General features: G+C 59.5%; 17 protein-coding genes. 8 read left to right on the forward strand and 9 right to left on the reverse strand.

Translation table 11 applies throughout. The features are described 5' to 3' along the window. Window positions 1–22: 22 nt before the first annotated feature. From ACO1VH_RS04145 to ACO1VH_RS04155, 3 genes are read right to left on the reverse strand one after another with little or no spacing between them, the layout of a single operon-like run. Window positions 23–1,720 (reverse strand): sensor histidine kinase, encoded by a 1,698-nt coding sequence (locus tag ACO1VH_RS04145; RefSeq protein WP_486242686.1) that lies wholly within the window; start codon window positions 1,718–1,720, stop codon window positions 23–25. An 18-nt stretch (window positions 1,721–1,738) separates the two neighbouring features. Then, window positions 1,739–2,002 (reverse strand): PP0621 family protein, encoded by a 264-nt coding sequence (locus tag ACO1VH_RS04150; RefSeq protein WP_486242687.1) that lies wholly within the window; start codon window positions 2,000–2,002, stop codon window positions 1,739–1,741. Next, window positions 1,999–2,808 carry a cytochrome C assembly family protein gene (locus ACO1VH_RS04155; RefSeq protein WP_486242689.1) on the reverse strand — a complete coding sequence of 270 codons (810 nt, stop codon included), beginning with the start codon at window positions 2,806–2,808 and terminating at the stop codon, window positions 1,999–2,001. Before ACO1VH_RS04155 ends, ACO1VH_RS04150 begins: the two co-directional genes overlap by 4 nt. A 272-nt stretch (window positions 2,809–3,080) precedes the next feature. Here ACO1VH_RS04155 and ffh point away from each other — a divergent pair, with 272 nt between their 5' ends. Both ffh and ACO1VH_RS04165 read left to right on the forward strand, forming a co-directional pair. After that, a complete protein-coding gene (gene ffh, locus ACO1VH_RS04160; protein WP_486242690.1) occupies window positions 3,081–4,448 on the forward strand; it encodes a signal recognition particle protein in 1,368 nt (455 codons plus the stop codon). A gap of 367 nt (window positions 4,449–4,815) precedes the next feature. Then, a complete protein-coding gene (locus ACO1VH_RS04165) occupies window positions 4,816–5,277 on the forward strand; it encodes an SWIB/MDM2 domain-containing protein (protein ID WP_486242851.1) in 462 nt (153 codons plus the stop codon). A gap of 81 nt (window positions 5,278–5,358) precedes the next feature. On the opposite strand, the gene ACO1VH_RS04170 is transcribed toward ACO1VH_RS04165, so the two are convergent. Further along, the gene (locus ACO1VH_RS04170) at window positions 5,359–6,045 is read right to left on the reverse strand and encodes a lytic transglycosylase domain-containing protein (RefSeq protein ID WP_486242853.1); all 687 of its coding nucleotides are present in this window, start codon (window positions 6,043–6,045) and stop codon (window positions 5,359–5,361) included. A gap of 58 nt (window positions 6,046–6,103) precedes the next feature. Further along, entirely contained in the window at window positions 6,104–7,837 is a 1,734-nt protein-coding gene (locus tag ACO1VH_RS04175; RefSeq protein ID WP_486242692.1) for a proline--tRNA ligase, read from the reverse strand. 197 nt (window positions 7,838–8,034) lie between these two features. Between ACO1VH_RS04175 and ACO1VH_RS04180 the strand changes: the two genes are divergently transcribed. After that, window positions 8,035–8,598 (forward strand): RNA pyrophosphohydrolase, encoded by a 564-nt coding sequence (locus ACO1VH_RS04180; RefSeq protein WP_486242694.1) that lies wholly within the window; start codon window positions 8,035–8,037, stop codon window positions 8,596–8,598. After that, window positions 8,595–9,134: a CNP1-like family protein gene (locus ACO1VH_RS04185; RefSeq protein ID WP_486242695.1), complete on the forward strand. Its 540-nt coding sequence runs from the start codon at window positions 8,595–8,597 to the stop codon at window positions 9,132–9,134. The genes ACO1VH_RS04180 and ACO1VH_RS04185 overlap by 4 nt, the downstream gene beginning before the upstream one ends. A gap of 53 nt (window positions 9,135–9,187) precedes the next feature. On the opposite strand, the gene proB is transcribed toward ACO1VH_RS04185, so the two are convergent. The 4 genes from proB to rplU all read right to left on the reverse strand — a co-directional run bounded on the left by proB (window position 9,188) and on the right by rplU (window position 12,242). Further along, complete coding sequence (gene proB / locus ACO1VH_RS04190) at window positions 9,188–10,306, reverse strand: glutamate 5-kinase (protein ID WP_486242697.1); 1,119 nt, start codon at window positions 10,304–10,306, stop codon at window positions 9,188–9,190. 99 nt (window positions 10,307–10,405) lie between these two features. Next, on the reverse strand, window positions 10,406–11,515 hold the full coding sequence (gene cgtA / locus ACO1VH_RS04195) for an Obg family GTPase CgtA (protein ID WP_486242699.1): 1,110 nt from the start codon (window positions 11,513–11,515) through the stop codon (window positions 10,406–10,408). 119 nt (window positions 11,516–11,634) lie between these two features. Beyond that, on the reverse strand, window positions 11,635–11,892 hold the full coding sequence (rpmA, locus tag ACO1VH_RS04200; RefSeq protein ID WP_486242700.1) for a 50S ribosomal protein L27: 258 nt from the start codon (window positions 11,890–11,892) through the stop codon (window positions 11,635–11,637). 38 nt (window positions 11,893–11,930) lie between these two features. Next, complete coding sequence (rplU, locus tag ACO1VH_RS04205) at window positions 11,931–12,242, reverse strand: 50S ribosomal protein L21 (protein WP_486242702.1); 312 nt, start codon at window positions 12,240–12,242, stop codon at window positions 11,931–11,933. 353 nt (window positions 12,243–12,595) lie between these two features. On the opposite strand from rplU, the gene ispB reads away from it, so the two are divergent. The 4 genes from ispB to ACO1VH_RS04225 all read left to right on the forward strand — a co-directional run bounded on the left by ispB (window position 12,596) and on the right by ACO1VH_RS04225 (window position 17,677). Next, window positions 12,596–13,546, forward strand: a complete 951-nt coding sequence (gene ispB, locus ACO1VH_RS04210) for an octaprenyl diphosphate synthase (RefSeq protein WP_486242855.1) — start codon at window positions 12,596–12,598, stop codon at window positions 13,544–13,546. Window positions 13,547–13,741: 195 nt separating this feature from the next. Beyond that, window positions 13,742–15,469, forward strand: coding sequence for a type IV-A pilus assembly ATPase PilB (gene pilB / locus ACO1VH_RS04215; RefSeq protein ID WP_486242704.1), 1,728 nt, complete (start codon window positions 13,742–13,744; stop codon window positions 15,467–15,469). A 15-nt stretch (window positions 15,470–15,484) separates the two neighbouring features. Next, a complete protein-coding gene (locus ACO1VH_RS04220) occupies window positions 15,485–16,717 on the forward strand; it encodes a type II secretion system F family protein (RefSeq protein ID WP_486242706.1) in 1,233 nt (410 codons plus the stop codon). A 96-nt stretch (window positions 16,718–16,813) separates the two neighbouring features. Continuing rightward, window positions 16,814–17,677, forward strand: a complete 864-nt coding sequence (locus ACO1VH_RS04225) for a prepilin peptidase (RefSeq protein WP_486242708.1) — start codon at window positions 16,814–16,816, stop codon at window positions 17,675–17,677. Window positions 17,678–17,693: the final 16 nt, after the last annotated feature.

Here is a 17,693-nt window from a genome sequence, read left to right on the forward strand (position 1 = left end):
AGTTGGGCGGATGCGCTGGCCATCATGCCGCTTCGTCAGCGGCAAAGGTAATGACGAAGCGTCCCGACGGAGAACTGTTCTCTCCGTCGCTGCGGTATTCGTAGTTCAGCATCGCGCCATTGTTCAGGCACAGTTCACGTGCCAGATACAGTCCCAAACCGGTTCCCTTGCTCGACGTCGTGTAGAACGGTTCAAACAGATGGGCACGCACGGTGGAACTGATTTGCGGTCCGTCGTCCTTCACATGCAGTTCGAGCCGATGTCCGATGCCGGCCACGACACGAATCTGGATGCTGCCCGGCGCGCCGCTTGCGTAGCGTAACGCATTTGTCAGCAAGTTCAAGATGATTTCACGCAAATGCAACGGATCGAAACGCACCCTGTACGTCCGCGTGTCGAGAGCCACAATCACGCCGTCCTTCACTGCATGCGTTTCATGCAATTCCGTCAGCAATTCATCCAGCAGCGGCTTCAGCGCGATCGGCTCCGGATGCTGATGCGCCTTGCGCGACAGTTTCAGGATATCTTCGATCATCCGGTTCAGCCGCGCGACATTGTCGGCAATGATCTTCAGCATGCGCTGGCGCGCGGCGTCGGTTTCGTCTTCGTTCAGCAACGAGGCCGCATGGCCGATGGCGGACAGGGGATTACGCACTTCGTGCGCGATACTGGCCGTCAGCCGTCCCATCGACGCCAGCTTCAGCTGCTGCGCCTGGTTCTCGATTTCGGTCACGTCCTGCAGGAACGCCACCACGCGTTCGTCCTGCATGCCGCTGGTATCGACACGCACGAAGCGCAACCGCAGATGCGTCGCCAGTTCGCGCCGGCCGCCCCAGATCGTGGTGCCGCCCTGCAGCGTGCTTTCCTCGCTGTGCTTGATATGCACGAACGTCGGCCGGCCCTGCGCGCCGCCCTGCGTCGTCGCCCGCAATCCGGCATTGGTGCTCCATGCGACGTAGGCTTCGGCGATCGGCGCCAGCCAGAGCATGTCCGACAGTTTGCCGTAGGCCTTTTCATGCGGGAACGTCAATCCCAGCATGCGCGCTGCCGCCGGATTGCTGGTCAGCACGCGTCCCTTGCGATCCAGCACCAGCACGCCGTCGTCCATGTCCGCAATTACCAGCCGGTTGATCGCCTGCTGGATGTGCAGCGCCTTGCCCCGCCCTTGCGCCAGCGATTCCTGCTTGATCAGGCGATCAGCCAGACGATTGATCGCAAAGATGACGATGAAGAATGCCGCGCCGTACAGCCCGGCTTGCGTCGATGAAATGTCCGAACCGGCGTTCAGGATCTGGTAGCCGTTCTCCGCCAGCATCACCAGCGTCACCACCGAGACGAAGAACAATGCCAGCACCAGCGGCGCCAGGATCGCACTGCCAGCGAGCGGGAACAGGTACAGGATGGCCAGCCCGCTCTTGATACCGCCCGCCGACAGATACAGCAGCGTGATCGCGGCCAGGTCCACCGAAATCTGCACCGCAACCTGCAACAGGAAGCGCCGCCGCAGATAGGTCGCTAGCAGCACGAAGCCCATTGCCAGCAACAGGTACACGATGCAGGCCGTCCAGAATTCCTGCTGGTAGCGCATCACCTTGCTGCCGGCCCAGCCGAAATAACCGAGCAGCACGGCGATGATCACCATGCGCGTAAAGGCAAAGGTTTGCAGCGTACGCCAGAAGGTTTCGCGCGTATCTGCGTAGACGGATCGGGAACGCGCCATGAATCGGATCAGCAGTTGTCAGCGCCCGGCATGCCGCTGCCGGTGTTCGCTGCAGCAGAAAGCCGCATGTGCGGCGTCGAACACCGCTTCCGATGCCGGGAAATGCGTGCCGCAATGCGCGCAGCTCAGCATGGTTTCAATTTCGCCGCCGGGCGCGGAGGGTTGGCTTGGAAAAGGTGATTGCGGCCGAGATTGGGATTGCGCTCGGGATTGCGCCTGTGCCTTGTTACGCAACACCCAGATGACGGCGAAGATCAGAATCGCCCACAGCAGGAATTTCATATGAAGCTCCGGTGTAGGACGACTTCCAGTACAAAACGGCTGCCGACATAGGCCAGCAGCAGCAAGGCAAAACCGGCCAGCGTGAATCCGAGTGCGGTCCGGCCGCGCCATCCCTGCCAGCGGCGCCCTGCCAGCAGCACGCCGAACAGCACCCACGACAGTATGGTGAAGATCGTCTTGTGATCCCAGGTGAATGCCCTGCCGAACAATTCCTCGGAAAAAACTACACCGGAAACCACGGTCAGCGTCAGCAGCAGGAACCCGAAGCCGATCAGGCGGAACAGCAGTTTCTCCATCGTCAGCAAGGCGGGCAGACGTTCGATCGCCAGCGCGAACCATCCCTTCTTCTGCGCACTCAACGCGTGCAGCTTGGATTCCTGCAACGCCATCAGCACCGCGTGAAAAGCCGCGATCGTCAGTGTCGCATAGGCCAGCGTGGCAATCGCGATATGCCAGGGAAACAACGCCGTCTTGCCTTGCAGCGGAATGACGCTGCCGGGAAAAATCGGTGGCAGCAGTACCGCCAGCGCCGCGCAGGGCAGCACCAAGATACGCATGCCGTCCAGGGAGAAATTGCGATTCTCGAGCCAATAGGCCGCAACCGAAATCCACAGCGTCGCCGACAGCATGATGGCGAATCCCAGCCGCAGCGAATCGGGTGCCGCGGCGACATCGGCCCACAACGCACCGCCGTGCAGCAACCAGCCGATCAGCGTGCCAAGCGAGATCGCCAGCCTGTTTTTCGACGGCAGGAAAGCGCAACACAGGTAGCACAGCGCAGCCAAGACAAAGAAATAAATTTCCATCGTTCGAGTTTACACCAACTGTCTTTCACGCCCGCGGGCATGAACAGCTCAGATCGCGGTCTTCTGCGCCTCGCTGTGGTCGATTTTTCCATGACTGAACGGCATCCGGCCCATCGATTTTCGCACTTGCCACCCCGCAAACCTCTCCTCTGCTCGGCTGCGAATCCCGCCGCGCGCATCGGGTAAAATGGCGGATATTTCGCCGCTGCCTCATGACAATGACGTCAATGACGCGCAAACGTTTGCGGCCCACCCCGATTTTTCCTTCCAACATGCTCGACAACCTCACCCAACGCCTAGCCAAGGCCGTCAAGACCATGCGCGGAGAAGCGCGCCTGACGGAATCCAATACCGCCGAAATGCTGCGCGAAGTACGGCTCGCGCTGCTCGAAGCCGACGTCGCCTTGCCTGCCGTGCGCGAGTTCATCGCGCGGGTCAAGGAAAGGGCAATGGGCCAGGACGTCATCGGTTCGCTGACGCCGGGCCAGGCACTGGTCGGCGTCGTCCAGCGCGAACTGGCGTTGCTGATGGGCGCCGATCTCGGCCCCGAAGCTGCACAGCTGAATTTCGCTACGCAACCGCCGGCGATCATCCTGATGGCCGGCCTGCAGGGCGCGGGTAAAACGACCACCGTCGGCAAGCTGGCCAAATATCTGCGCGAACAGAAGAAAAAGAAAGTGCTGACCGTTTCCGCCGACGTCTACCGTCCGGCCGCGATCGGCCAGTTGCAGACGGTGACCGAGCAGGTCGGCGCCGATTTCTTCCCGTCCAAGCCGACCGACAAGCCGGTCGATATCGCACTGGCCGCCGTCGACCATGCGAAGCGCCACTACCACGACGTGCTGATCATCGATACCGCCGGTCGTCTCGGCATCGACGAGGCGATGATGCAGGAAATCTCCGCGCTGCATGCCGCCGTCAAACCGATCGAGACGCTGTTCGTCGTCGACGCCATGCTCGGCCAGGATGCGATCAATACCGCCAAGGCCTTCAGCGACGCGCTGCCGCTGACCGGCGTCGTGCTGACCAAGCTGGACGGCGATTCGCGCGGCGGTGCGGCGCTGTCGGTACGCCACGTCACCGGCAAGCCGATCAAGTTCGCCGGCGTGGCCGAAAAGATGGACGGGCTGGAAGCCTTCGACCCGGCGCGCATGGCAGACCGTATCCTCGGCATGGGCGACATCCTGGCGCTGGTCGAGGAAGCGCGCAAAGGCGTGGATATGGAAGCCGCGCAGGATCTGGCGCAGAAGATCAAGGGCGGCGGCAAGTTCGACCTGAACGACTTCAAGTCTCAGCTCACGCAGATGAAGAAAATGGGCGGCATGGCTAGCCTGATGGACAAGCTGCCGGCCCAGATGCAGATGGCGGCCGGCAACGCCAACATGGGCATGGCCGACAAGCAGGTCGCCCGCATGGAAGGCATCATCAATTCGATGACGCCGGCCGAGCGCGCCAAGCCGGAGCTGATCAAGGCGTCCCGCAAGCGCCGCATCGCCACCGGTGCCGGCGTACAGGTACAGGAAGTCAACCGCATGCTGGCGCAGTTCGAGCAGATGCAATCGATGATGAAGAAGCTCAAGGGCGGCGGCATGGCGAAGATGATGCGCGGCATGAAAGGCATGCTGCCGGGAATGCGCTAGACGCTTCGCTGCGCCAAACGCATGCGCGAGACGAAAAAGCCGGGATATTCCCGGCTTTTTTATTGCGTGCGCTTCCCGGCTCGAAGCGGGATTTCCCTCTCTCGCCGCACTCCGTAAACGTCGCCGGCGCCGTCGACCGCAAGCGAATTTCGCTGCCGCTTCGGCAGTCGGAACGACAGGTCTACGAAACGCGAACTCACTCACCTTGCGAATTCACCGTTTTCCCCTCTGACGACACCGCGTGGCGGGCAGCATACACACGTGGGGAAAACCGCACAAAAACACTTGCACGGCGGGGAAAACCGCACCACTATTAGCGTTGCGTGAATTGACGCAATTTCCCAAACAATGTGAAGGAGGTTTTGAAATGGCAACAGCCAAGAAACCAGCAGCCAAGAAACCGGCCGCCAAGAAAGCCGCAGCAAAGAAACCCGTAGCGAAAAAAGCGCCTGCCAAGAAAGCCGCCGCCAAGAAGGCACCGGCCAAGAAAGCCGTCGCTAAAAAAGCCGTAGCGAAAAAAGCGCCTGCCAAGAAAGTCGTCGCTAAAAAAGCAGTCGCCAAGAAGAAAGCCGCTCCGCGCAAGCCAAACGCCGCCTTCATGAAACCTGTCACCCCGTCCGCAGTGTTGGCCGCTGTGATCGGTGGCAATCCGGCTCCGCGTACGGAAATCACGAAGAAAGTCTGGGATTACATCAAGAAGTTCAAGCTGCAGAATGCGACCAACAAGCGCATGATCGATGCAGACGACAAACTGAAAGCTGTCTTTGGCGGCAAGAAGCAAGTGTCCATGTTCGAGATGACCAAACTCATCTCCGGCCACCTGAAATAATCTTCTTCCATTGTGCCAAACAAAAACGCCCGCATCGCGCGGGCGTTTTTGTTTCTGCCGTCCCTGTTTCTTAATCAGAAATCACCGCACATCCAGCGGCATCGCTACCGCCTGCTTTTGCACCGTACTGTCCGACCGGACATTCTGCACGGGCTCCTGTTCGAGTATCGGCTTGGGTATTGGTCCGAGTTCAGGCTTGCGCTCCGGCTTATGTTCCCACTTGCGCCATGCCGCCAGCACGGCATTCGGATATTCGGAACGACCGCGACTGCCGTTATAGCGGCCCAGCGCCATGAACAGATTGCCCTTCTCCATGTCCAGATACATGCGCAGGATGGAACACCCGAATCGCAGATTCGTCTGCATGTTGAACAGCGTGCTGCGGTCGCCATCGCCGATCACACGCGTCCAGAACGGCATCACCTGCATGTAACCGTGCGCGCCGACCGGCGATACCGCATATTTGCGGAATGCCGATTCCACCTGGATCAAGCCCAGCACCAGTGCCGGGTCCAGTCCCGCACGGCGCGACTCATACCAGGCCGTCCGCAAAAATTCGAGGCGCACCTGTCTGTCCGGCAAACGCTTCGAAAGGCGGGCCGACATGTCACCGAGCCAGCTCAAGTAATCGAGACGTTCGCCGACATCGGCGAAATCGGGAACAGGCGGACGCGCATCGGCAATCGCACGCGACAGCGCTATACGCACGGAATCGGCCAGTGCTTCTTCCTTCTGATTACCGGCCAGCACCGGCTGCATCGCCAGCATCAGGGCACAAGCTGCCAGTCCGGATCGGATACGCCCGCGCACCGATTCGCTCCGACCGTCAGGCCGCCAGCCTGGTCTTGACGAAGGCGACTGCATCGGCCATTGCGACCGCCGTGGCTTCCGCATCGCGGCGCCCCTGGTATTCCAGCTTGCCTTCCTTCAAACCGCGGTCGCCGATGACGATACGGTGTGGCACGCCGATCAATTCCCAATCGGCGAACATGACGCCGGGACGCTCGCCACGATCGTCGAGAATCACGTCGATGCCGGCTGCCGTCAGCTCGTCGTACAGACGATCCGCTTCGGCACGCACCGCCTCGTTGCGGTCGTAACCCATCGGGCACAGCACGATCTCGAACGGTGCCAGCGAAGTCGGCCAGATGATGCCGCGCTCATCGAAGTTCTGCTCAATCGCCGCACCCAGAATGCGCGTGATGCCGATGCCGTAGCAGCCCATCTGCAGCAGTTGCGGCTTGCCATTTTCGTCGAGGAAGGTGGCTTTCATGTCTTCCGAATAGCGCGTGCCCAGTTGGAATACATGGCCCACTTCGATGCCGCGCTGGATCGCCAGCGTACCCTTGCCGTCCGGCGACGCATCGCCTTCGACGACATTACGCAGGTCGAATACCGTCGGTTCCGGCAGGTCACGCTCCCAGTTCACACCGGTCAGGTGGAAATCGACCTCATTGGCACCGCAGATGAAATCGCTCATCGTCGCCACTGTGCGGTCGGCCACGATATTGATCGGTTTCTTCGCACCAATCGGGCCAAGATAACCGGGCGGCGTGCCGAACCATTCGACGATTTCGGCTTCGCTGGCGAAACGAAAATCCGCCAGACCCGGCACCTTGGACGCCTTCACTTCGTTCAGTTCATGATCGCCACGCAGCAGCAGCATCCAGGCTTGCTTCGATGTCTTGCCGTCCACTTCCTTCTCGACCATCAACACGACGGATTTCACCGTCTGTGTCAGCGGCACGTTCAGCAGTGCGGCGACGTCTTCACAGCGCGTCTTGCCCGGTGTCGGCGTCTTCGCCATCGCTTGCGCGGCAACGGCGCGCGGCGTGGCCGGCGCGACGGCTTCGGCAGCTTCCATGTTGGCCGCATAGTCGGACGACGGGCAATAGACCAGCGCGTCCTCGCCGGTATCCGCGATCACGTGGAATTCATGCGAACCGGACCCGCCGATCGCGCCGTTGTCGGCCGCCACGGCACGGAACTGCAGACCGAAGCGCGTGAAGATGTTCACGTAGGCGTCGAACATGATCTCGTAGGAACGCTTCAGACCTTCGACGTCGCGATCGAACGAATATGCATCCTTCATCGTGAATTCGCGGCCGCGCATCAAGCCGAAACGCGGACGGCGCTCATCGCGGAACTTGGTCTGGATGTGATAGAAGTTCACCGGCAGCTGACGATACGATTTGATATCGCTGCGCACGACATCGGTGACGACTTCTTCCGACGTCGGCTGGATCGCGAAATCGCGACCGTGGCGATCCTTCACACGCATCAGTTCCGGCCCCATCTTGTCCCAGCGCCCGGTCTCCTGCCACAGTTCGGCCGGCTGCACGACCGGCATCAGCAACTCGATCGCACCGGCGCGATTCATTTCCTCGCGGACGATGGCTTCCACTTTGCGGATCACGCGCAAGCCCATCGGCATGTAGGTGTAGATGCCGGAACCCAGCCGCTTGATCATGCCGGCGCGCATCATCAGCTTGTGGCTGACGATTTCTGCTTCGGAAGGTGCTTCTTTAAGAGTGGAAATGAAAAAACGGGAGGCGCGCATGACGGTGTGAGTCTTTTTGAAAGAGAGAGGGTTATAATCGACTCAATTTTAAAGGATTAGCTGGCTGATGCACCCGTACTTCGTACAATTGATCGCCGTTACCGTTGTTCGCGCGTCACCTCGCGCAACCGCGGCCGACGGCCTTGTTGCCGATTCTCGATAAGGGTCCGTCCGCCGCAGAAAGTTTGAGGTGCAACATGCTGGATCGTGAAGGCTTTCGCCCTAACGTCGGCATCATTCTGCTCAACGCCCACAACGAGGTCTGGTGGGGCAAACGGGTGCGCGAGCATTCGTGGCAGTTTCCGCAGGGCGGCATCAAGTTCGGCGAAACGCCCGAGCAGGCGATGTACCGCGAACTTGAAGAGGAAGTGGGCCTGCGCGCCGAGCACGTCAAGATCATTGGCCGCACGCGCGACTGGTTGCGCTACGAGGTTCCCGACCATTTCATCAAACGCGAAATCCGCGGCCACTACAAAGGTCAGAAACAGATCTGGTTCCTGCTGCGCATGGTCGGCCGCGACAGCGACGTCAACCTGCGCCTGACCGAACATCCCGAATTCGATGCATGGCGCTGGCACGAATACTGGGTGCCGCTGGATGTGGTTATCGAGTTCAAGCGCGATGTCTATCAGCGTGCGTTGCAGGAATTGTCACGCTATCTGAATCGCCCGACGCATGGCAACACCCGTCACCTGCGCCAAAACCATCCACCGCGCAAACCCGCTCCGCCCCGGAACGTCAAACCCGATACCGAATCATGAACAAGCTTTCCCAAGCCGCCCTGCTGGCCGGCTTCGCCCTGTTGTCCACGTTGCAAGCCGCTTTCGCCCAATCGTTCGACGAGGATTTCGACGATGAGAACAAACCGTGGGAAGAAATCGCGGTTCAGCTTCCTGCGCCGCCGAAAGCCGAGAATCTGCTGCCGTTCTACGTCAGTCCGACGGCAACGCAATCCTTTGCCGTCGATGGCAAGTCGCTGTCAGTCGGATCGGATGGAGTGGTGCGCTACACGTTGATTTCAGTCAGTCAGTCGGGCGCGCGCAATGTCAGCTACGAAGGCATCCGCTGCGAAACGTTCGAGAAGAAAATCTATGCGATCGGCCAGTCCAACGGCACTTGGGCACGCGCGCGCCGCGACAAATGGGAAGGCATCGTGCAGGGCTTCGCCAACCGGCAGCATGCGGCGTTGGCGACCGACTATTTCTGCGAGAACCATACGGTCTACAGCAGCGATGTGGAGAAAATCCTGCGTCGCATGAAATCGAAACAGACGCTGGTCGACGATCTGCGCCGCTGATCTATTGGTGAATTTCCGTAGTCGGATAATTAACAACCAGCTTGCACCGATAGTTACAGCAGTACCAGATTATCGCGATGAATCAGTTCCGGCTCCTCGACGAAGCCGAGGATTGCCGCGATTTCCGTCGACGGCTTGCGCATGATGCGCCGCGCTTCGGAACTGGCGTAATTGGTAATCCCGCGTGCGACCGCTCGACCGGACTGATCCACGCAAGTAATCACATCACCGCGGCCGAAACTGCCGGACACTTCGGTCACGCCGATTGGCAGCAAAGACTTCCCTTCCGCCGTTAGCTTCTTCACCGCGCCATCGTCCAGCACCACACGGCCAGCCGTCTGCAAGTGATCGGCCATCCATTGCTTGCGCGCGGTCAGCTGCGCCGTCTGCGCCGTCAGTTGCGTGCCGATTGCTTCGCCTTGCGCCAGCCGCGTCAGGACACTGTCTTCCCGCCCCCACGCAATCACGGTATGCGCGCCCGATAGAGCTGCGCGTTTGGCCGCCAGTATCTTCGTCAGCATGCCGCCACGTCCCAAGCTGCTGCCGGCTCCACCGGCCATGGCTTCCAGCGCCGGATCGCCGGCACTGGCTTCATGGACGAATTCGGCTTGCGGATTCTTGCGCGGATCGGCCGTGTACAGGCCGCGCTGATCGGTCAGGATGATCAAGGCGTCGGCCTCGATCAGATTGGCAACCAACGCGCCCAGCGTATCGTTGTCGCCGAACTTGATCTCGTCGGTGACGACCGTATCGTTCTCGTTGATGATAGGCACCACGCCCAGATTCAGCAGCGCAAACAATGTCGAGCGTGCATTCAGATAACGCTCACGGTCTGCCAGGTCCGCATGCGTCAGCAGCACTTGCGCAGTACGCACGTCGTGCTGGCTGAAGCTGGTTTCGTAGATCTGCGCCAAGCCCATCTGGCCGACTGCCGCGCAAGCCTGCAGTTCATGTATGCCCGTCGGGCGCTTGTCGAAGCCGAGCCGTTGCATTCCTTCCGCAATCGCCCCCGAACTGACGAGTACCACGTCCTTGCCGAGGGCACGCAACTGGACGATCTGCTCCGCCCACTTGCGGATGGCAACCGCATCCAGCCCCTTGCCGTCGTTGGTGACGAGCGAGGAACCGACCTTGATGATGACGCGTTTTGCTTGCTGAATGACGGATTGCATAGATGAATGAGTCCGACGCTGTTCTTATTTTGAGAGCCCGGCTGGCGCTGCAGTCGGACGGAATATCTGCCACCGACTATATAACGTTTCGCAAGCGCTTCAGTCGATAATCTTGAAACGCGGATCGTCCGGATCGACGGAATCGATGCCGCGAACCGATTCATCGGTCATCTGCGTTTCTTCGGTACGCTGTTCCGCCTGCCGCTGCTGCGCCAGGTAGTCGTAAATCTCGACGATCAGATCGGCGCAGCCTTCACGGGTCAGTGCGGAAATCTCGAAGACCGGCCCTTTCCAGCCGAAACGCTTGATGAAATCCTTCACACGTTTGGCGCGCTCGCCTTCCGGCACCATGTCCAGCTTGTTCAATACCAGCCAGCGCGGCTTGTCGTATAGCGATTCGTCGTACTTTTTCAGTTCCTTGACGATCGCCTTGGCTTCCTTGACCGGATCGACATTGTCGAATGGCGCCAGATCGACGATGTGCAGCAACAGGCGCGTGCGCTGCAGATGGCGCAGGAACTGGTGGCCGAGGCCTGCACCTTCCGACGCGCCTTCGATCAGACCCGGGATGTCGGCGATGACAAAACTTTTCTCGTGACTGACGCGCACCACGCCCAGATTGGGATGCAGCGTCGTGAACGGATAATCGGCAATCTTGGGGCGCGCATTGGAAACCGCCGTGATGAATGTCGATTTGCCGGCATTCGGCATACCCAGCAAACCGATATCGGCCAATACCTTCAGTTCCAGACGCAGTTCGCGACGCTCGCCTTCCTTGCCTTCGGTTTTCTGGCGCGGTGCACGGTTGGTCGACGACTTGAAATGGATGTTGCCCCAGCCACCCTCGCCGCCTTTGGCGATCAGTACCTGCTGACCGTGCTCGGTCAGGTCGGCGATCAGTTCGCCGTCGTTCTGATCGATGATCAGCGTGCCGACCGGCATGCGCAGGAAAACGTCGTCCGCGCCCTTGCCGTAGCAATCGGAGCCGCGTCCGTTCTCGCCATTGCCGGCCTTGTGAATCTTGGAATAGCGGAAGTCGACCAGCGTATTGATGTTACGGTCGGCCACGGCCCAGATGCTGCCGCCGCGACCGCCGTCGCCGCCGTCAGGTCCGCCGAACGGCCTGAATTTTTCACGACAAAAGGAGGCGACGCCGTTGCCGCCATTGCCGGCAATGACTTCGATTTTTGCTTCGTCGATGAATTTCATGTTTACCGCCGTTAAACGTAAAAGCTGTGCCGTAAAAACTAAAAAGGCCCTACCTGCGGCAGAGCCTTTTGATGGATGGCTTTCGCCTTGCGTTCGCGCAGGTTGCGCCGCTCAATATATTAAGCAGCAACGACCGTCACGTAGTGGCGCTTCAATGCGCCCTTGGTCACGAACGCGACCTTGCCGTCGATCAGCGCGAACAGGGTGTGATCCTTGCCCATGCCGACGTTCTCGCCCGCATGCATCTTGGTGCCGCGTTGACGAACGATGATGCCGCCTGCGTTGATCGCTTGACCGCCGTAGACTTTCACGCCTAGACGCTTCGATTCCGAGTCGCGACCGTTGCGCGTAGTGCCGCCGCCCTTTTTGTGTGCCATTTCTGACTCCTTGTATCTGGTTAGTCCGAATCAGCGGCTCAGCCGTTGATCGAAACGATCTGCAATTCGGTGTAATTCTGGCGATGGCCCTGGTGCTTCTGATAGTGCTTGCGACGGCGCATCTTGAAAATCTTGACCTTGTCGTGACGACCGTGGGAGACAACCGTGGCAAGGACCGTGGCACCTGCGACCAGTGGCGCACCAAACTTGATGGTATCGCCAGCGCCCACTGCGAGCACTTGATCGAGAGTGACTTCGGATCCAATGTCTGCCGGTATCTGTTCTACTTTGAGTTTTTCGCCAGCAGCAACCTTGTATTGTTTGCCGCCGGTTTTTATGACCGCGTACATGTGAAACCTCATCAATTGATTAAAGGACTTTTTGCCCGGTCATGCCGCTCGAACGAGCCCACAGATCGGGGAAAACCGCAAATTATACATGGACTTAGCACGACGGTCAAAATCCATATAGGAAAAATCGGGGAATGTGTCAACCACGCATAATCCGATACAACAAATACAAGCAACTGCCTGTAACGTCATTCGCGCAATACGCCAACAGTATCTTTCAAACAATAATCCTGCGTCCCGCGAGGGGGAAGACGATTCTTTCTTCTCGCGGCATCGTATAATTCAGCAACTTAACGCTATCCATCAGGCTTACCTTGGCTTCCGTTCCTCTTTCGCCCTCCCAAAATCAGCTAATTCAGCCCATTTCCGCCGATCTGAGCGCAGTTGACACGGTTATCCGGCAAAAGCTGCACTCGGAAGTGGCCTTGGTTAACCAGATTGCCGACTACATCATCAGCGCCGGCGGCAAACGCATCCGCCCCGTTCTGGTCCTGCTAATGGCCAATGCCTACGGTTATCAGGGCAGCGCCCACCACCAGTTGGCCGCCGTCGTCGAATTCATCCATACCGCCACGCTGCTGCATGACGATGTTGTCGATGAATCATCATTGCGCCGTGGCCGCCAGACCGCCAATGCGCTGTTCGGCAATGCCGCTTCCGTGCTTGTCGGCGATTTCCTGTATTCGCGCGCCTTCCAGATGATGGTGTCGGTAGGCGACAGCCGCGTCATGCAGATTCTGGCAGACGCCACCAACGTCATCGCCGAAGGCGAGGTGCTGCAGTTGCTGAACATGCATGATCCGGACGTTTCCGAGGAACGGTATACACAGGTGATCCGCTCCAAGACCGCCAAACTGTTCGAGGCTGCCGCCCAACTCGGCGCCCTGATCGCCGGTGCCAGCGACCAGCAAATCGAAGCGGCCGCCGAATATGGCCGTTCGCTGGGTACGGCTTTCCAATTGATCGACGACGTGCTGGATTACTCGGGCCAGTCGGAAGATATCGGCAAGAACGTCGGCGACGACCTGCGGGAGGGCAAGGCGACGCTGCCGCTGATTTATCTGATGGAGCACGGCACGCCGGAACAGCGCGAACTGGTACGCAGCTGCATCGAAAATGGCGACGAACAGCATTTCGACGCAGTTCTCGGCGCCGTCACCACGTCGGGCGCACTGGGCTACACGAAACGCAAGGCGGAAGACGCCGCAGCAGTGGCAGCCGCATCGCTGGCGGCGTTGCCCGACAATGCGTTCAAGGACGCCCTGCTCCAATTGAGCGCCTTCGCTGTCCATCGCAATCACTGATTGCTCTCGGCACGTTCGTCCTCCGGACGTGCCGCAGCCTTGAATATTCGCCATCGTCACCGACGATCAGGCAAAAAAGTAACAATTTCGGCCGGCGTCTTTACAAAACAAATGCCGGGAGGCATCATCTAACGCACCTTTTGGCGCTCCTCGCCGATCCCTTCGGTCCTTTCGGCTCACTTTCGGCTTAGATACATGGCTGCAGTCCTCCCCAGCTCGGCATCAACCCATGCGATGTCAGGTCTTGCCCGTGCGTTGCTGCAGGCAGGCAGATTGTCGCCACAGCAGGTCGATGCCGTCGTCAAGCAGGCTGCGGCCGAAAAAACGCCGTTCATCGATATGCTGCTGAAAGGCGACGTCATCGATGCGCCGCGATTGGCGGCCTTCTGCTCGGAAACTTTCGGCTACCCGCTGCTGGATCTGAACGCTTTCAACGCCGAACTGCTTCCCGACAAGCTGATCGATGCCAAATTGATGCAGAGCCAGCGCGTCGTGGCACTGGCCAAGCGCGGCAACAAGGTTTCTGTCGCCATCTCGGATCCAACCAATTCGCAGGCGCTGGAACAGATCAAGTTCCAGACCGAACTGACCGTCGAACCGATCATCGTCGATCACAACGCGCTTCTGAAGCTCGTCGAAAAGCTGGCGCAAAGTGCCGAACAGGACCTGAATGAACTGATCGGTGACGATCTCGAAAACATCGATTTCGCTGAAGACGAAGCCGTGCCGGTCGATGGCGGTGCGGCCGTCGATATCGACGATGCACCGGTTGTCAAATTCCTGCAAAAGATTCTGTTGGATGCCATCAATCAAGGCGCATCCGACCTGCATTTCGAACCATTCGAGAAGTTCTACCGCATCCGCTTTCGCGTCGATGGTGTGTTGCGCGACATCGCCCAGCCGCCGCTGGCGATCAAGGAAAAACTGGCATCGCGCATCAAGGTCATCTCCAAACTCGATATTTCCGAGAAACGCGTGCCGCAGGATGGCCGCATGAAGCTGGTGGTATCCAAGGCCCGCTCCATCGACTTCCGTGTCAGCACGCTGCCGACGCTGTTCGGCGAGAAGATCGTCATGCGTATTCTGGACGGCTCGCAGGCGCAAATGGGTATCGACGCGTTGGGCTACGATCCGGATCAAAAAGAAATTCTAATGGAGGCGATCCATCGCCCCTACGGCATGGTCCTCGTCACCGGACCGACCGGTTCCGGCAAGACGGTGTCGCTGTATACCTGCCTGAACATCCTGAACAAGCCTGGCATCAATATCTCCACCGCCGAAGATCCGGCCGAGATCAACCTGCCGGGCGTCAACCAGGTCAACGTCAACGACAAGGCCGGCCTGACCTTCCCGATCGCACTGAAAGCCTTCCTGCGCCAGGATCCGGACATCATCATGGTCGGCGAGATTCGCGACCTCGAAACGGCCGACATCGCCATCAAGGCCGCGCAGACCGGCCACATGGTGTTTTCCACGCTGCATACCAACGACGCGCCGGCCACGCTGACGCGCCTGATGAACATGGGCGTGGCGCCGTTCAACATCGCCTCGTCGGTGATCCTGATTACCGCGCAACGTCTGGCACGCCGCCTCTGCACATGCAAGCAGACGACGACCATTCCGGACGAAGCGCTGATCGAAGCCGGTTTCACGGAAGACGATCTGGACGGCACCTGGTTGCCGTACAAACCGGTCGGCTGCGAACGCTGCAACGGCAGCGGCTACAAGGGCCGCGTCGGTATTTACCAGATCATGCCGATCACTGAAGAAATCGAACGGCTGATCCTGAACCATGCCACTGCGCTGGAAATCGAGGCGCAGGCAAGGAAGGAAGGCGTGAAGAACCTGCGCGAAGCGGGTCTGGTCAAGGTCAAGCAAGGACTCACCAGTCTGGAAGAGGTTCTGGGCTGCACCAACAACTAAAAAAGAGGTAGAGGGATGGCTACGTCAGTACGCAAGGCGGGAAGTGCAGCAATCGCCAAGGAATCCGTTTTCGCCTGGGAGGGACGAGACAAGACCGGCAAGGTGGTGCGCGGCGAATTGCGCGCCGGCGGCGAAGCCGTCGTCAATGCCACATTGCGCCGCCAGGGAGTCGTCGTCACCAAGGTCAAGAAGAAGGCCTACCGCAGCGGCAAGAAGATCCAGGAAAAGGACATCACGCTGTTCACCCGCCAATTGGCGACCATGATGAAGGCCGGCGTACCGCTGCTGCAGTCTTTCGACATTGTCGCCAAGGGCAACGACAATCCGTCCGTCTCCAAGCTGATCCAGGATATCCGCGCCGACGTCGAGACCGGCACCAGCCTGAATCAGGCCTTCCGCAAGTTTCCGTTGTACTTCGATCCGCTGTTCTGCAACCTGGTCGCCGCCGGCGAACAGGCCGGCATCCTGGAAGACCTGCTGACGCGTCTGGCCGTCTATAAGGAAAAGACACTGGCGATCAAGAGCAAGATCAAGTCGGCGATGTTCTATCCGGTCTCGATTCTCGCCGTGGCTTTCATTGTCACCGCAGTTATCATGATCTGGGTCGTGCCTGCATTCAAGGACGTCTTCAAGAGCTTCGGTGCCGATCTACCCGCGCCGACACTGCTGGTGATCGCCATTTCGGATTTCTTCGTCGCCAACTGGTATCTCATCTTCGGCGGCCTGTTCGCCGCACTCTATCTGTTCTTCCAGTCGTGGCGGCGTTCGGTGAAGATGCAGCGCACGATGGATCGCCTGCTCCTGAAGGTGCCGGTTTTCGGCTCCGTCATCCGCAAGGCAACCATCGCACGCTGGACGCGTACGCTGTCGACAATGTTCGCGGCTGGCGTGCCGCTGGTCGAATCGCTGGATTCCGTCGGCGGCGCTTCCGGCAATGCCGTCTACATGGATGCCACGCGCGTTATCCAAACCGAAGTCTCTACCGGTACCAGCCTGACGGTCGCGATGCAGAATGCCGACGTCTTCCCGAACATGGTGACGCAGATGGTCGCCATCGGCGAGGAATCCGGTTCGCTCGACAGCATGCTGGGCAAGGTCGCCGATTTCTATGAAGCCGAGGTTGACGATGCCGTCGCCTCGCTGTCCAGCCTGATGGAGCCGCTGATCATGGTGATCCTCGGCGTGCTGATTGGCGGTCTGGTGGTGGCAATGTATCTGCCGATCTTCAAGCTGGGCTCGGTCGTGTAACTCCGCGCAGCAATCCGGCTGCCGTTCCGCCTGACGCTCTATCATTTCCTTCGCGCGGCATGCTGCTGCATGCCGCGTCCAACCTGATCGATTTACATGTTCGACCAACTCCTGTTTGCCGCACCCGCCAGCCTCTTGCCCACCGTTGTCGCCGGCATTCTCGGCCTGCTGATCGGCAGCTTCCTCAACGTCGTCATCCATCGCCTGCCGAAGATGATGCAGCGGGAATCGGACAACTACGTCGCCAGCGAAAGCGGCAAACCCTTGCCGCACGAAGACCGCTACAACCTGATGGTGCCGCGCTCGGCCTGCCCGCAATGCGGTCACCAGATCACTGCGCGGGAAAACATTCCGGTCGTCAGCTATGCGGTATTGGGCGGCAAATGTTCCGCCTGCAAGACGCCGATCTCATTTCGCTATCCCATCATCGAACTGTTGACCGGCCTGCTTTCCGCCCTGCTGGTCTGGCGTTTCGGCAGCGGCCTTGCCGGACTGGGTACGCTGTTCTTCGTCTGGCTTCTGATCGCGATGACCTTCATCGATGCCGATACGCAACTGCTGCCGGACGATCTGACGCTGCCGCTGTTGTGGCTAGGCCTGCTGATCAATCTGAACGCCACCTTCGTACCGCTGTCCGAAGCCGTCATCGGTGCAGCAGCCGGGTACGTCGCGCTATGGGCCGTCTACTGGCTGTTCAAGCTGACGACCGGCAAGGAAGGCATGGGATACGGCGACTTCAAGCTGCTGGCCGCGCTTGGCGCATGGCTGGGCTGGAAGATGCTGCCGATCATCATCCTGCTGTCGTCGGCGGTTGGCGCCGTGGTCGGCATCGCGCTGATCGTGCTGGCGCGACGCGGACGCGACATCCCGATTCCGTTCGGCCCCTATCTAGCCGCAGCAGGTCTGCTCGCTTTGCTGTACGGTAAACAGCTGACGGCCACCTACCTCGGCTTTTACTGAACATCGCTGAATCTCT

The organism is Oxalicibacterium sp. (genome assembly GCF_057353965.1).